This window comes from Morganella psychrotolerans (assembly GCF_001676055.1).
GTDB lineage: Bacteria > Pseudomonadota > Gammaproteobacteria > Enterobacterales > Enterobacteriaceae > Morganella > Morganella psychrotolerans_B.
Genome location: NZ_LZEX01000034.1, coordinates 243,266 through 257,368, shown reverse-complemented (window position 1 = coordinate 257,368; position 14,103 = coordinate 243,266). Strand labels below are relative to the sequence as shown.

Here is a 14,103-nt window from a genome sequence, read left to right as displayed (position 1 = left end):
ACTGAAAAATTGAATGCTGCTATTTTAACTAAAAAAACTGATAAATGCTCAACTAGTTTTGTAACCCTTGATGGCAATCACGCCCTGAGGACGGTATGATAAAAACGGATTCACACCACGTCTGTGATGTGATACCCGTTCATTCGCTTTTCCGGAGTTATCTGCCATGCATAATAATGATGTATCCCGCTTTACCCCTTCCTCGCCTGATGCCCTGAAAAATAAAGTTATTCTGATAACCGGTGCCGGTGACGGGATAGGCCGGGAAGCCGCTCTCACCTACGCACGTTACGGCGCAGACCTTATTCTTACGGGGCGCACAGAGAGTAAATTACGGGCAGTCAGCGATGAAATTGCACAGAAATACGGTATCACTCCCCGCGTTTATTGCCATGATCTGCTGACACTGACAGCGGAACAGTGCCGCGATTTTGCCGCTGTACTGGCACACGCCGTACCGCATCTTGACGGCGTTTTGCATAATGCGGGGATTCTCGGCGTGGTTGCACCGATGACGGAACAACCGCCGCAGTTGTGGCAGGATGTAATGCAGGTAAATGTGAATGCCACTTTTATGCTGACACAGGCACTGCTGCCGCTTCTGCTGCGCGCACCGCAGAGTTCACTGGTCTTTACATCATCAAGTGTGGGTCGTGAAGGCCGCGCGGGCTGGGGAGCTTATGCCGTTTCCAAATTTGCGACAGAAGGTATGATGCAGGTGCTTGCTCAGGAATATGCGGGAACCGGGCTGCGTACCAACTGCATTAATCCGGGCGGCACCCGTACTGCAATGCGTGCCGGTGCATTTCCTGATGAAGCGTCTGAAAAACTGAAAACACCGGCAGATATTATGCCGACATATCTGTATGTCATGTGTAATGACAGTGCGGGTAAAAACGGAATAAGTTTTGATGCACAGCCGGGCCGGAAAGCCGGACCTGCGGAATAAGGTCAGCAGCACTATATCCAACATCATTCACGCCGCCAACGAACCTGCAGTTTGAATGAATAAGGGTATCTACCCAACGTCATTCAAGATGCAGGAAGGCGGCAAGGGAAGACAGATGGGGAGCATACATCAGTATGTGACCCGGCTGGTTGACCGAAGCCAACACACCTGCAGTTTGAATGAATAAGGGTATATTAGTGTGCCGGGGGTAAATCATCCTCTGTAAGAGGTAATATCCCGGCACCAAAGATTTCGCCCGATTCCTGAATAAAATCGCTGAATTTCCGGCTTTCCTCTTTTTCAGCTGTATTATCTTTTTCCCGGCGCAGTGTCGCCTGCCGGTAGTGCTGCGCCATAGACATCAGAACCGTATGATAGCGGTTGTATATATCGTGTTTTTTATTCACATCCTTCTGGTGCTGATATTCTGTCAGTATCGCAGCTATTTCTTTTTCGCCCTGCTGTAACTGTGGATCGGCAAAATTAAAATCGCGCAGACGATACGTAAACGTAACTTCAGCATCCTGGTCAGGTGTAATAATTGTACTTTCCGGTAATAAACGCACCCCGCGCGGATGATATTCCAGGAACTGACGAAACTCAGGTTCATTAAAGCAAATGGTCAGCATTCCCTTTTTACCTGCAACATAACTTTCCAGTTCTGCTTTTACATCTGCTACTTCCCCGGGATACCGGCACTTGAAAATATTATTATCGATAAGCTCCGCATTACTGGTGCGCAGCGGTCCCTGATAATAATGCCCGTCAAATTCAAATTGCTTTACAAGGGAATTAAACATCGGAGAATGCAGCATTTCGTCATCATAAATAGTGTAGGAATAATAACGCGCGCGTGAAGGATTAATAATACCCCCGCTGTTACCCGGATAGGTGATAAACTGAATAGATTGACCCTGGGGTGTTTCCAGATGATTCAGCCCGACCGGTAAATAAAGCATGCCGCTTTCCCGGTGAGCAGCATGAATATTTTTCCCGTTCAGCGTAAAAAAAAGATCGTCCCCGGTAACATTACTAAAGTAATACCGGCTCTGTTCGGGCATTTCAGTCTGTGTGCTGTCATCACATCCCTGAAGAAAACAGATGAGCGCAAACAGGCTATATCTGGTTATCGCGATATTCATCTCCTTCACAAAAAAGATCTTTTACCGGAACAGGCCTGCAGATGAAAGCACAGACAGAATATCTTAGCGTACCTGATGGTTATTTGCATGATCCGGACATAAAAAAACGCCCGCAGTCACTCACTACGGGCGTTTATAATATTACTCAGCTGTCTGAACACACAAAAATATATGTTTTCCGCAAAAACGCGGTTATTTCCCTGCCCGGCGCTTCTGAGTAACACCGGTTCCCTGACGGGAAGAGGCAGGACGGGCGGAAGCACGCTTCGGTGCGCCGGCTCCCGGAAGAGCATGACGTTTTACCGCACGGCGGATCTGATTCGCTTTGATACGGCGCTTGTCACTTTCCACTGACACTTTTGTTGTTATTTCAGGTGCCAGTCCCACTAATTCGCGCAGGTAATTCGTTTTTTCCAGGTTAAGTTCAACCCACCCGCCACGCGGCAGCGCTTTAGGTAAATCGATATCCCCGTAACGGACGCGGATCAGGCGGCTGACCTGCACACCCACGGCTTCCCACATACGGCGGACTTCCCGGTTACGACCCTCTGTCAGAGTGACGTTAAACCACTGGTTGATCCCTTCTCCGCCCTTAAATTTCAGCGCGCGGAATGAAGCCGGACCATCTTCCAGCTGAACACCTTTCAGTAACTGATTACGCTTGGCGTCATCCACTTCACCGAATACACGCACCGCATATTCGCGTTCCACTTCCCGGCTCGGGTGCATCAGGCGATTTGCCAGCTCACCGTCGGTTGTGAATAACAGCAGACCACTGGTATTAACATCCAGGCGACCAACGGCAATCCAGCGCGCCCCCTGAATTTTAGGTAAACGGTCAAAAACGGTCGGACGGCCATCCGGATCATTACGGGTACATAATTCCCCTTCCGGTTTATAGTATGCCAGTACACGACACGGATTTTTTTGTGCATCTTTCACACCCAGCACGCGTCCGTCAAAACGGATTTTTGCACTGGTATTTACATCAATACGGTCGCCGAGTGTGGCAGTTTTTCCGTCAATTGAGATACGACCCGCTTCGATATAGCCTTCAATTTCACGGCGCGAACCATGCCCTGCATGGGCTAATACTTTCTGTAACTTTTCTGTCTTCTGGCTCATTGAGCACCCTCTGCTGTCGCCTTCACAGGCGTCATGAAAATCAACCGCAACATTATACACAGGTTCATGCACGGCGCTAACGCAATTTTACACATGCCATGCACATCAGCGGCGGTTACAGGAACGGTGAAACATCCCCGGTACCTTCACGGACAATAACCGGTACATCATCGGTCAGGTCAATCACGGTTGTCGGCTGCTGACCGATATACCCGCCGTTGATCACCAGATCCACCTGTTTGCCGAGATTATCGTTGATCTCTTCCGGGTCAGATTCCGCAAAATCATTACCCGGCAGGATCAGGCTGGCAGACATAATAGGTTCACCCATTGCGGCGAGCAGTTCCATAGCAATCGGGTTAGCCGGTATCCGCATCCCGATTGTTTTACGTTTTTCACTCATCAGACGACGGGGCACTTCTTTTGTTGCCCGCAGAATAAAGGTGTAATTACCCGGCGTATTATTTTTGATTAAACGAAATACGCTGTTATCCACCTGAGCGTAGGTCGAAATGTCGGATAAATCACGACACATCAGGGTAAAGTTATGATTACTGTCAATCTGCCGCAGGCGGCAAATCCGCTGTAATGCGTCTTTATCTTCCAGGCGGCAGCCGATAGCATAGCCGGAATCGGTCGGATAAATGACCACACCGCCTTTGTTGATAATCTCCACGCACTGCTTGATTACGCGCGCCTGTGGGTTATCAGGATGAATATGAAACATCTGGCCCATTATATTTCCTCTGTTAATCCTTCACGACCAATCCTGCCAGACTGGTATAACGCCGCCCGGTAACCACAATTTACGGCCCAGTTCTATCCACGAACACGGCTGATGAAAATCGGATCCCTGAGAGGCTTTTAATCCGTATGTTAATGCATATTCCGCCAGTACCCGGCGCTCATCCGGTGCCTGCTGGCACTGTGCCACTTCCATCGCATCGCCGCCGGTCTGTTTAAAGAAATCACACAGCCGTTTCAGCCATTTGGCGGATAACCCGTAGCGACCGGGATGCGCCAGCACCGCCTGACCACCAGCGGCATGAATAGCATCAACCGCCTCACTGATTTCACACCACTGCGGCGGCACATAGCCCGTTTTTCCGCGGGCTAAGAAGCGTTTAAATACTTTCGGGATAGTGGGTTCTACTTTCCGGGCAATCAACACCCTGGCAAAATGCCCGCGGGTGACTTCGCCACCCTGCGCCAGTTCGCACGCCTCTTCCCAGGTGCCGGGGATCCCGGCTTTCTCCAGGCGCTCACCTATCAACATTCCGCGCTCACGGCGGCGCGTTGATTGCTGCGCTAATAATTCTGTCATCGCCGGGTGCAGAATATCAATATTCAGCCCGACAATATGAATTTCATGATGTTCCCACAGCGTTGATATTTCAACACCATTAATCACTTTCAGCGGCAAATTATGTGTCTGCTGATAATGATGCGCAACAGGAAGTGCATCTGTCGTGTCGTGATCAGTAATCGCTAACACTGTCACACCCATCTCCATGGCTCTGTCCAGTAATTGCTCTGGTGTCAGAATGCCGTCTGACGCTGTGGTATGGCTATGTAAATCATAGCACTCCCGGTCTATACCTGTGTTTTCCGGCTCCATCGCGTCTCCTCTTTATTCTCTCTGACAACTGCCTGCTTACCCGGGCTTTTCCCGGGGAGGCGTAGTATTCCACAAATATCCTTGACACACCAATCGTGATCTAGTTTACTAGTACGCGGAACGAGGTATATTTAATCACTGATTTCATAAAGGACATCCCATGAACATGCACAAACTAAATAATCGTTGGTGGCGTAACTCTTCCCGTCGGGCGGAATGGTTGTGCGTGCATGTCAGCTGACAGGCTGAATCAAAGCACAGAACCCGCCCCCGTGGCGGGTTTTTTTATGGCAAAAATATTCATGAGATAAGGTAAATAATAATGAACAGCCCGATTTTCACACACATAACCCGGATTGATTATCCACACTACCAGCCGGATCCTGCCGCTGTTTTTACCGCACTTTGTGCACAACGCCCGGCAACGCTGTTATTAGAATCCGCTGAAATAACCTCTAAGGCAAATTTAAAAAGTCTGCTCATTCTGCACAGTGCTCTGCGGATCCGCTGCCTGGGTCATACCGTAACCATAGAAGCCCTGAATACAAACGGTGCGGCGCTGTTACCGGCACTATGTGCACAACTGGCGGAAAAAGCGGCCTGCAAAATTACCGAAAACAGGCTGACAGTCAGCTTTACACCGCCTGTTGCGGATACCGATGAAGACACCCGCCTGTGCGCAGATTCTGTATTTGATGTATTGCGCACCCTGATGAACCTGCCGTCACTGCCTGATGACCGCCGGAATTTATTCTGCGGCGGTCTGTTCAGTTATGATTTGGTCGCCAATTTTGAAACGTTACCGGCAGTAACACCGGAGAATAATTGCCCGGATTACTGCTTTTATCTGGCAGAAACTCTGCTGACCATTGATCATCAGCAACAAACCAGCGAGCTAATCACCCTCACATTTACGGATGATAAAACGGAACAGGTGCGCCTGGCATCACAACACACTGCATTATTCGCTGCGCTGGCAAATGAAATCACTGATTCCGCTGTTGTGTCCGGTGCAGACATAAATGTGACAACGTCACATTCAGATGATGTATTCTGCCGCATTGTCACCGACTTAAAACAATACATCGTTCAGGGTGATATTTTCCAGGTCGTGCCATCACGCCGCTTTCAGTTACCCTGTCCGTCGCCGATGGCCGCTTACCGTGTCCTGAAAAGCCGTAATCCGAGCCCGTATCTGTTCTATATGCAGGACAGCGATTTTACCCTGTTCGGCGCGTCACCGGAAAGCGCACTGAAATATGACCCGGCAACCCGTCTGATTGAAATCTATCCGATTGCGGGTACCCGTCCCCGTGGCTTACATGCAGACGGCAGTGTTGATGCAGATAAAGACAGCCGCCTGGAACTGGATTTACGCACTGATCAGAAAGAGCTTGCCGAACATTTTATGTTAGTGGATCTGGCCCGTAACGATCTCGCCCGCATCTGCCGCCCCGGCACCCGCAGTGTGGCAGAGCTGACAAAAGTGGATCGCTATGCGTTTGTGATGCATCTGGTGTCCCGCGTAACCGGCGAACTACGTAATGACCTGGACATTTTTCATGCTTATCAGGCCTGTATGAATATGGGTACGCTGACCGGTGCGCCTAAAGTCCGCGCCATGCAACTGATTGCACAGACAGAAAAAATCCGCCGCGGCAGTTACGGCGGTGCGGTCGGCTACTTTCGCGGCGACAGTACGTTTGATACCTGCATTGTTATCCGCTCCGCGTATGTTGAAAACGGTATCGCCACCGTTCAGGCTGGCGGCGGCGTAGTACTGGATTCCGACCCGCAGGCAGAAGCCGATGAAAACCGCAACAAAGCCCGTGCGGTGATCCGCGCAATCACCCGCGCACATCACGCAGAGGAGACATTCTGATGGCCGATATTTTACTGCTCGATAATGTCGATTCTTTCACCTACAACCTGGTCGATCAGTTCCGCGCACAGGGACACAGAGTGGTGATTTACCGCAACCGGGTTGCGGCAGACATTATTCTTGCCGCTCTGGAAGAGATGCATAATCCGGTTCTGGTGCTCTCACCGGGTCCCGGTAAACCGGCAGATGCAGGCTGTCAGCCACAGGTGCTGCGCGCTGTCACCGGGCGTTACCCGGTCATCGGGATTTGCCTCGGACACCAGGCAATTATTGAAGCTTATGGCGGCAAAGTCAGCAGCGCAGGTACGGTACTGCACGGCAAAGCCAGCCTGCTGCAACATGATAACCAAGCCATGTTCCGCGGCCTGCCGAATCCGATGAAAGTGGCCCGTTATCATTCACTTGCCGCAGAAATTACCCCGGCGGCACTGATAATTTGTGCCACCAGCGACAATATTGTGATGGCGGTGCGCCATGAGTTACACAAAGTCTGCGGATTACAATTTCACCCTGAATCAATTTTAACCCCGGAAGGTGCGGCATTGCTGGCAAACACGCTGGAATGGGCACAGGCATAACTCAACCCTGAAAAAAAACATAAAAAACAGATGAAGGAATAGAGAGATGCAAACATTATTTGAAAAACTATACCGGGGCGAAGCACTGAACCAGGCTGAAAGCCGCGAATTGTTCTCTGCGATTATCCGTGGTGAACTGAGTGAAACACAGCTTGCCGCCGCCTTAATCAGCATGAAAATGCGCGGCGAACAGCCGGACGAAATCGCAGGAGCCGCACAAGCCTGTCTGGACAATGCACGGGCATTTCCCCGTCCGGATTATCGTTTCAGTGATATTGTCGGCACCGGCGGTGATGCCTCCGACAGTATCAATATCTCGACTGCCAGCGCATTTGTTGCCGCTGCCTGCGGTATAAAAGTCGCCAAACATGGCAGCCGCAGCGTTTCAAGCAAGACAGGATCGTCTGATTTACTCAATGCCTTCGGTATCGCGCTTGATACCCCGGCTGAGATATCGCGCAGCGCCCTGGATGATGTCGGCGTCTGTTTTCTGTTTGCACCCCACTATCATGACGGCTTCCGTTTTGCCGCCCCGGTGCGCCAGCAGCTGAAAACCCGCACACTGTTTAATGTCCTCGGACCACTAATCAACCCGGCCCGCCCGCCGGTGGCACTGATTGGTGTTTACAGCCCGGCGCTTATCCGCCCTGTCGCGCAAACCCTGAAAGTACTGGGTTATCAGCGGGCGGCGGTCGTTCATAGCGGCGGCATGGATGAAGTCTCCCTTCATGCCGCGACACAGGTTGCAGAACTGCATAACGGGGAAATTCGTGAATACAGCCTGACAGCTGATGATTTTGCATTACCGGCTTATAACATGAATGAATTACGCGGCGGCACACCGGACGAAAATCGTCAGTTACTGACCCGGTTACTGCAGGGTGAAGGCACGGCCGCGCATAACCATGCGGTTGCCGCCAATGTCGCCCTGCTGATGAAACTTAATAATAACGAAGATTTACGAGCCAATGCACACCATGCGCTGGCAATGATCCACAGTGGCAACGCCTTTGAGCGCGTCACCGCCCTGGCCGCGAGAGGATAATGACCATGAAAGGCACCGTATTAGAACAAATAGTTAGTGATAAACGCATCTCATTGATTGAGCGGAAGAAACAAGAGCCACTGCTGGATTTCGCTGATACATTACAACCGAGTGACCGGGATTTTTATCAGGCGCTGAGCAGCACAAAAACAGTGTATATTTTAGAATGTAAGAAAGCATCGCCATCCAAAGGACTGATCCGGCAGGATTTTAATCCTGAAGAGATTGCTATAGCTTATGCGCCTTATGCAGCCGCGGTATCCGTCCTGACTGACGAAAAATACTTTCAGGGACAGCATGACTATCTGCGCCGGGTGCGCGCGCAGATTTCACAGCCGGTATTGTGCAAAGATTTTATGATTGATGCCTATCAGGTCTATCTGGCGCGCCATTACGGGGCTGATGCAATTTTACTGATGCTGTCTGTGCTCAATGACGCGGAATATCACTCTCTCGCGACCCTTGCTCACTCTCTGAACATGGGCGTGCTGACAGAAGTCAGTACAGAAGAGGAACTGACCCGCGCCATTCATCTGGAGGCGAAAGTCATTGGTATTAATAACCGTGATTTACGCGATCTCTCTATTGACCGCAACCGCACAAAAGCGTTTGCGCCGCGTATTCCGGCCGGCTGCATTGTTATCAGCGAATCAGGCATTACCACGCATCGGCACATCCGGGAGATCTCCCCGTATGCCAATGGTTTTCTGATCGGCAGTGCAATTATGGCTCAGCCGGATCTGGATTTTGCCATCCGCCGCCTGATATTCGGTGAACACAAAGTCTGCGGGCTGACCCGCGCAGAAGATGCCCGCACCGTCTATGATGCCGGTGGCACATTCGGCGGACTGATATTTGTCAGTGATTCCCCGCGCTGCGTGAATGAAACTCAGGCCGCTACTGTTATATCCGGCGCGCCGCTGGCGTATGTCGGTGTGTTCCGCAATCACGACCCGGCAGAGATTGCCGCCATTGCCCGCCGTCTGAAACTGCATGCCGTTCAGTTGCACGGCAGCGAAGATGCTCATGATATCGCGATGCTCCGCCTGCATCTGCCGGTGCAGTGTGAAATCTGGAAAGCGCTGGATATGTCACATCAGCCGGAGATTACCGTACCTGACGGCGTAGTGCGGCTGGTGCTGGATAACGGCAAAGGCGGCTCCGGACACACATTCGACTGGACAACACTGCCCGCCTCGCTGCCGGTGCCCTTTACCCTTGCGGGTGGGCTGAATGCAGAAAATTGCCTTGCGGCTGCCTCCTGCGCTGCAACCGGGCTGGATTTCAACTCGGGCGCAGAATCGGCCCCCGGCATTAAAGATGCTGAAAAAATTCGTATCCTGTTTGAAATATTACATAAATATGTTGCCTAACGACTTAACTGGAAAGGATCAAAAAAATGAGTAAGTTAAATCCCTATTTTGGCGAGTTCGGCGGGCAATTTGTCCCGCAGATTTTAATCCCGGCACTGGATCAACTGGAAGATGCCTTTATTGCCGCACAAGAAGACCCGGAATTTCAGCGCGAATTTACCGATCTCCTGAAAAACTATGCAGGCCGCCCGACTGCACTGACACTATGTAAAAACCTGACAGCGGGCAGCAACACCAAACTGTATCTCAAGCGGGAAGATTTACTGCACGGCGGCGCACATAAAACCAACCAGGTTCTGGGACAGGCACTGCTGGCAAAACGCATGGGTAAAACTGAAATTATTGCAGAAACCGGTGCCGGTCAGCACGGTGTGGCGACTGCTCTTGCCTGTGCGCTGCTGGGAATGAAATGCCGCGTGTATATGGGCGCGAAAGATGTGGAGCGCCAATCGCCTAACGTTTTCCGTATGCGCCTGATGGGGGCGGAAGTGATCCCGGTTCACAGCGGTTCTTCCACCCTGAAAGATGCCTGTAATGAAGCACTGCGCGACTGGAGCGGAAGCTATGAACGCGCGCACTATCTGTTAGGCACAGCGGCAGGTCCGCACCCGTACCCGACCATTGTTCGCGAATTTCAGCGCATGATCGGTGATGAAGCCCGTGCACAGATTCTGGAGCGCGAAGGTCGCCTGCCGGATGCGGTGATCGCCTGTATCGGCGGTGGATCTAATGCTATCGGCGCATTTGCCGGGTTTATCCCTGATGAATCCGTCAGCCTGATTGGTGTCGAGCCGGGCGGACACGGTATTGAAACCGGCGAGCACGGCGCACCGCTGAAACACGGACGCGTTGGTATCTATTTCGGCATGAAATCGCCGATGATGCAGACAGAAGACGGCCAGATTGAAGAATCTTACTCTGTTTCTGCCGGGCTGGACTTCCCGTCTGTCGGGCCACAACACGCGCATCTGAATGCCATCGGGCGGGCAGACTATGTCTCTGCAACCGATAATGAGGCTCTTGACGCCTTTAAAGCACTAAGCCGCCACGAAGGGATTATCCCGGCACTGGAATCCGCCCATGCCCTTGCGCATGCACTGAAAATGATCCGCGAAAATCCGGAAAAAGAACAACTTCTTATCGTCAATGTCTCCGGACGGGGTGATAAAGATATTTTCACTGTTTATGACATTCTTAAAGAAAGAGGGGATTTCTGATGAGCCGGTATGAACAACTTTTTCAGCAGCTGACTGCCCGCAACCAGGGTGCTTTTGTGCCGTTTGTCACGCTCGGCGACCCGTCCGCTGAGGTCTCTTTGCAGATAATTGATGCCCTCGTGGCAGGTGGTGCGGATGCACTTGAGCTCGGTATTCCGTTTTCTGATCCGCTGGCAGACGGTCCGACCATTCAGGATGCCAATCTGCGCGCCTTTGCCGCCGGTATTACTCCTGCCCGCTGTTTTGAGCTGATAGCGCAGATCCGCGCAAAATATCCGCAATTACCTATCGGATTGCTGATGTATGCCAATCTGGTTTTTCATGGCGGGATAAATCAGTTTTATGCCAATGCGGCAGCCGCCGGTGTGGATTCGGTATTAATTGCTGATGTGCCTCTGCATGAATCACAGCCCTTCCGTGAAGCTGCGCTGGCTAATAATATCGCACCTATCTTTATCTGCCCGCCGGATGCAGACGATGCATTATTACAAGCGATTGCCGCCGCCGGAAAAGGCTACACCTACCTGCTCTCCCGCGCAGGTGTTACCGGGACAGAAAACCGGGCAGAAAAGTCTCTCGCCTCTCTGGCGGGTAAACTGAATGCGTATAAAGCGGCTCCGCCGATTCAGGGCTTCGGAATATCCGAGCCGGAACAAGTGCGGGAATCACTGAAAAATGGTGCTGCGGGGGCAATTTCCGGCTCAGCCGTCGTAAATATTATTGCAGAACATCTGGATAATGTGCCGCTGATGTGCGAACAACTACGGGAATTTACGCAGAAAATGAAAAACGCGACACAATTGTGATTATTTCGTTTAACGCGCTGGTATTGGTGGATTATTCTTGTTGTGAATCATATTGATTTCATTAATACTCGAAGTGTCAGGCTCTCATTGCCTCGGTAATAAGGAGAACATAATGAAATACATGAAACTGGTCACATCACTCTTTGTTGTCATGTTTATGGCGTTTACGCTGTCCGCCTGTGCCCCGAGTGCTACAAGCGAAGGCACCGGAGGCTATTTTGATGACTCCGTGATCACGACAAAAGTAAAAACAGCATTACTGGGTGAAAAAGGCATTAAATCCACCCAAATCAGCGTGGAAACCTTTAAAGGCAAAGTACAGCTCAGCGGGTTTGTCTCAAGCGAGAATGAAGCGAATCTTGCTGTGAATACCGCGCGTAAAGTCCCGGGTGTAAGACTGGTGATTAACTCAATGAAGCTGCGATGATGCGGCCTCAGATATAAAAAAACGGCGCTCTTTTCAGGCGCCGTTTTCTTTTTCAGCTATTTTCAGCTTATGCGGTTATCAGAATTTGTAACCGGCACCGAACATAAAGACAAACGGGTCAAGACGGGTTTTGTAAGAAAAATCTTCGCCACCGGCTTTGAAATCCACGTCAGTTTCGATATTCATCCACCATACAGAGGCGTTCAGTAACCAGTGATCATCCAACTGATAATCCAGACCAGCCTGTGCTGCAACACCCCATGAGCCACTCATGCTCAGGTCACTTAAACCGGCATTTTTACCGTTGTCGTTAAATCCTTCATCAAAGAAGAAGGTGTAGTTCACACCAACACCAAGATACGGACGTAATTTATCTTCCGCTGTACGGAAATAATATTGCGCCATCAGCGTTGGTGGTAAATGTTTGGCAGATGCAATTTCACCCGTTCCCGGAGTGGAAATTTTATGTTCAAACGGAGTAGCAGCTAATAATTCAACACCGATATTATCAGTTGCCATATAAGTAAAGGTTAAACCTAGCTGAGTATTATTATTGGCTTCAAAAGAACCAACACCCGGCCCTACTTCGCCTAATACGTTAGGTGAACCGGTATTCGGGCGTACAGTTGCTGTACCGCCGCGGATAATCATATCACCGGCCTGGTGCGCAATTGAAACTGACGGCAAAACCGTTGCCAGTGCTAAAAACACAGCAGAAAGCTTTTTCATTATCTATCCCATCCTAAAAAAAAAGAAAAAAATTACAATAAATACAGTTTGAAATATACAGCGTTAAATCGAATTATGATCCAAGACAGATCACAACATTTAAATAAAAAACCAATAATCACATAAATTCGGATTTATTATTTCACGGGATTTATTTCTTTTATTGATTTGAGTCAATAATGTATTTCATCATTTTTAGCGCATTAATAATTCGGGTGGTTTATATCAATTTTAAACATCCGATGTGTATCTTTCAGTCTTTATCGCTGTTTTATTTTTGTTACTAAAATGTGTATTTTTGTGATTGTTGTTTATCCTGCGATGCCTGAATCCTGTATTTTTGCCGGACAGGCAGGTTACACTCCCTGCCATTTTGTTTTACAATTACGTAAAGCATTTGAATTCATGTCTACAGGAGTTATTTCATGTCCATGTCGGTGTCAGGCCTTGCCCGCGACAGTCTTAATTTTTTCCGCAATCAGGCTGCATCTGTTCTGGTTATTTCGCTGCTCACCGCCGTTATTGCCGTAGCGCTCAACGTCCTGCTGACTTATAACTCTAACGGAACGGATATCATCCGTATGCTGGAATCCACCTATATTAATGAGGGTTCCGGCGAATTTCAGCGCGCAGTCGCTGCACTGACAGCCGACGATCAATGGCAGATGCTGAAAACCGGGCTGGGCAGTATTTTAGGCTCTCTGTTGGGCAACGCTATTTTTGTGACATCCATAATTTTTCTGGTATTAAGCGCATCACAGGGCGAGAGGCTGACGGCCGTTCAGGCAATCACCGGCTCTGCCGGACGCATGCCACGCATGTTAGTTCTGCTGCTTATCTGTTCACTGGTGATAGCTCTCGGGTTGGTCGCCATGTATTTACCGGGTCTGGTACTGGCTATGCTGCTGGCTCTCGCGCCTATCGTGATGTTCACCGAAAAAAACAGTATTTTCACCGCGATTAAAATCAGCGGTAATATTGCGATGAAAAATATAAGAACACTGCTGCCGGCTATTCTGATCTGGTTTGCGCTGAAACAGGCATCCGTCATGTTACTCAGCCGGTTACCGATGCCGAATGAACATATTACGATGGTCATCGTGTTGTTCTTAAATAACGTTATCAGCGGTCTGATGATTATTTATCTGTTCCGGTTTTATCAGTTATTTACCCAATCACAATCGATTAATGATTATCAGTAATTCGTTATTA

14 protein-coding genes are annotated in these 14,103 nt (G+C 49.9%); 9 read left to right on the top strand and 5 right to left on the bottom strand.

All coding sequences use genetic code 11. From position 1 onward, the window contains the following. Positions 1-166: 166 nt before the first annotated feature. Positions 167-949: a YciK family oxidoreductase gene (locus AYY17_RS15110; RefSeq protein ID WP_067424873.1), complete on the top strand. Its 783-nt coding sequence runs from the start codon at positions 167-169 to the stop codon at positions 947-949. A 194-nt stretch (positions 950-1,143) separates the two neighbouring features. Here AYY17_RS15110 and AYY17_RS15105 read toward each other — a convergent pair whose 3' ends face one another. From AYY17_RS15105 to rnm, 4 genes are all read right to left on the bottom strand, one after another. Continuing rightward, entirely contained in the window at positions 1,144-2,091 is a 948-nt protein-coding gene (locus AYY17_RS15105) for a hypothetical protein (protein WP_067424871.1), read from the bottom strand. 192 nt (positions 2,092-2,283) lie between these two features. After that, positions 2,284-3,216, bottom strand: coding sequence for a 23S rRNA pseudouridine(2605) synthase RluB (gene rluB, locus AYY17_RS15095; protein WP_067424867.1), 933 nt, complete (start codon positions 3,214-3,216; stop codon positions 2,284-2,286). Between the two features lie 115 nt (positions 3,217-3,331). Further along, positions 3,332-3,952: an L-threonylcarbamoyladenylate synthase gene (locus AYY17_RS15090; RefSeq protein ID WP_067424865.1), complete on the bottom strand. Its 621-nt coding sequence runs from the start codon at positions 3,950-3,952 to the stop codon at positions 3,332-3,334. Positions 3,953-3,973: 21 nt separating this feature from the next. Beyond that, positions 3,974-4,834 carry an RNase RNM gene (gene rnm / locus AYY17_RS15085; RefSeq protein WP_067424863.1) on the bottom strand — a complete coding sequence of 287 codons (861 nt, stop codon included), beginning with the start codon at positions 4,832-4,834 and terminating at the stop codon, positions 3,974-3,976. A 322-nt stretch (positions 4,835-5,156) separates the two neighbouring features. Here rnm and AYY17_RS15080 point away from each other — a divergent pair, with 322 nt between their 5' ends. The 7 genes from AYY17_RS15080 (at position 5,157) to AYY17_RS15050 (ending at position 12,162) form a co-directional block, all read left to right on the top strand. Further along, positions 5,157-6,716: an anthranilate synthase component 1 gene (locus AYY17_RS15080; RefSeq protein ID WP_067424861.1), complete on the top strand. Its 1,560-nt coding sequence runs from the start codon at positions 5,157-5,159 to the stop codon at positions 6,714-6,716. Then, a complete protein-coding gene (locus tag AYY17_RS15075) occupies positions 6,716-7,294 on the top strand; it encodes an aminodeoxychorismate/anthranilate synthase component II (RefSeq protein WP_067424859.1) in 579 nt (192 codons plus the stop codon). The genes AYY17_RS15080 and AYY17_RS15075 overlap by 1 nt, the downstream gene beginning before the upstream one ends. 46 nt (positions 7,295-7,340) lie before the next feature. Then, the gene (gene trpD, locus AYY17_RS15070) at positions 7,341-8,339 is read left to right on the top strand and encodes an anthranilate phosphoribosyltransferase (protein WP_067424857.1); all 999 of its coding nucleotides are present in this window, start codon (positions 7,341-7,343) and stop codon (positions 8,337-8,339) included. Positions 8,340-8,344: 5 nt separating this feature from the next. Continuing rightward, positions 8,345-9,712 (top strand): bifunctional indole-3-glycerol-phosphate synthase TrpC/phosphoribosylanthranilate isomerase TrpF, encoded by a 1,368-nt coding sequence (gene trpCF / locus AYY17_RS15065; RefSeq protein ID WP_067424855.1) that lies wholly within the window; start codon positions 8,345-8,347, stop codon positions 9,710-9,712. 26 nt (positions 9,713-9,738) lie between these two features. Next, positions 9,739-10,929 carry a tryptophan synthase subunit beta gene (gene trpB, locus AYY17_RS15060; RefSeq protein ID WP_067424853.1) on the top strand — a complete coding sequence of 397 codons (1,191 nt, stop codon included), beginning with the start codon at positions 9,739-9,741 and terminating at the stop codon, positions 10,927-10,929. Further along, positions 10,929-11,735 (top strand): tryptophan synthase subunit alpha, encoded by an 807-nt coding sequence (trpA, locus tag AYY17_RS15055; RefSeq protein WP_067424850.1) that lies wholly within the window; start codon positions 10,929-10,931, stop codon positions 11,733-11,735. The genes trpB and trpA overlap by 1 nt, the downstream gene beginning before the upstream one ends. Before the next feature lie 112 nt (positions 11,736-11,847). Beyond that, positions 11,848-12,162, top strand: coding sequence for a BON domain-containing protein (locus tag AYY17_RS15050; RefSeq protein WP_067424848.1), 315 nt, complete (start codon positions 11,848-11,850; stop codon positions 12,160-12,162). A gap of 78 nt (positions 12,163-12,240) precedes the next feature. On the opposite strand, the gene ompW is transcribed toward AYY17_RS15050, so the two are convergent. Continuing rightward, positions 12,241-12,891: an outer membrane protein OmpW gene (gene ompW, locus AYY17_RS15045; protein WP_067424846.1), complete on the bottom strand. Its 651-nt coding sequence runs from the start codon at positions 12,889-12,891 to the stop codon at positions 12,241-12,243. A 425-nt stretch (positions 12,892-13,316) separates the two neighbouring features. Between ompW and AYY17_RS15040 the strand changes: the two genes are divergently transcribed. Then, positions 13,317-14,093, top strand: a complete 777-nt coding sequence (locus AYY17_RS15040) for a YciC family protein (protein ID WP_067424844.1) — start codon at positions 13,317-13,319, stop codon at positions 14,091-14,093. Positions 14,094-14,103: the final 10 nt, after the last annotated feature.

What these genes read in the sequence shown, in the direction of transcription:
- AYY17_RS15110 (WP_067424873.1), top strand. Translation starts at nt 167, where the DNA reads ATGCATAATAATGATGTATCCCGCTTTACCCCTTCCTCGCCTGATGCC.
- AYY17_RS15105 (WP_067424871.1), bottom strand. Translation starts at nt 2,091, where the DNA reads ATGAATATCGCGATAACCAGATATAGCCTGTTTGCGCTCATCTGTTTT.
- rluB (WP_067424867.1), bottom strand. Translation starts at nt 3,216, where the DNA reads ATGAGCCAGAAGACAGAAAAGTTACAGAAAGTATTAGCCCATGCAGGG.
- AYY17_RS15090 (WP_067424865.1), bottom strand. Translation starts at nt 3,952, where the DNA reads ATGGGCCAGATGTTTCATATTCATCCTGATAACCCACAGGCGCGCGTA.
- rnm (WP_067424863.1), bottom strand. Translation starts at nt 4,834, where the DNA reads ATGGAGCCGGAAAACACAGGTATAGACCGGGAGTGCTATGATTTACAT.
- AYY17_RS15080 (WP_067424861.1), top strand. Translation starts at nt 5,157, where the DNA reads ATGAACAGCCCGATTTTCACACACATAACCCGGATTGATTATCCACAC.
- AYY17_RS15075 (WP_067424859.1), top strand. Translation starts at nt 6,716, where the DNA reads ATGGCCGATATTTTACTGCTCGATAATGTCGATTCTTTCACCTACAAC.
- trpD (WP_067424857.1), top strand. Translation starts at nt 7,341, where the DNA reads ATGCAAACATTATTTGAAAAACTATACCGGGGCGAAGCACTGAACCAG.
- trpCF (WP_067424855.1), top strand. Translation starts at nt 8,345, where the DNA reads ATGAAAGGCACCGTATTAGAACAAATAGTTAGTGATAAACGCATCTCA.
- trpB (WP_067424853.1), top strand. Translation starts at nt 9,739, where the DNA reads ATGAGTAAGTTAAATCCCTATTTTGGCGAGTTCGGCGGGCAATTTGTC.
- trpA (WP_067424850.1), top strand. Translation starts at nt 10,929, where the DNA reads ATGAGCCGGTATGAACAACTTTTTCAGCAGCTGACTGCCCGCAACCAG.
- AYY17_RS15050 (WP_067424848.1), top strand. Translation starts at nt 11,848, where the DNA reads ATGAAATACATGAAACTGGTCACATCACTCTTTGTTGTCATGTTTATG.
- ompW (WP_067424846.1), bottom strand. Translation starts at nt 12,891, where the DNA reads ATGAAAAAGCTTTCTGCTGTGTTTTTAGCACTGGCAACGGTTTTGCCG.
- AYY17_RS15040 (WP_067424844.1), top strand. Translation starts at nt 13,317, where the DNA reads ATGTCCATGTCGGTGTCAGGCCTTGCCCGCGACAGTCTTAATTTTTTC.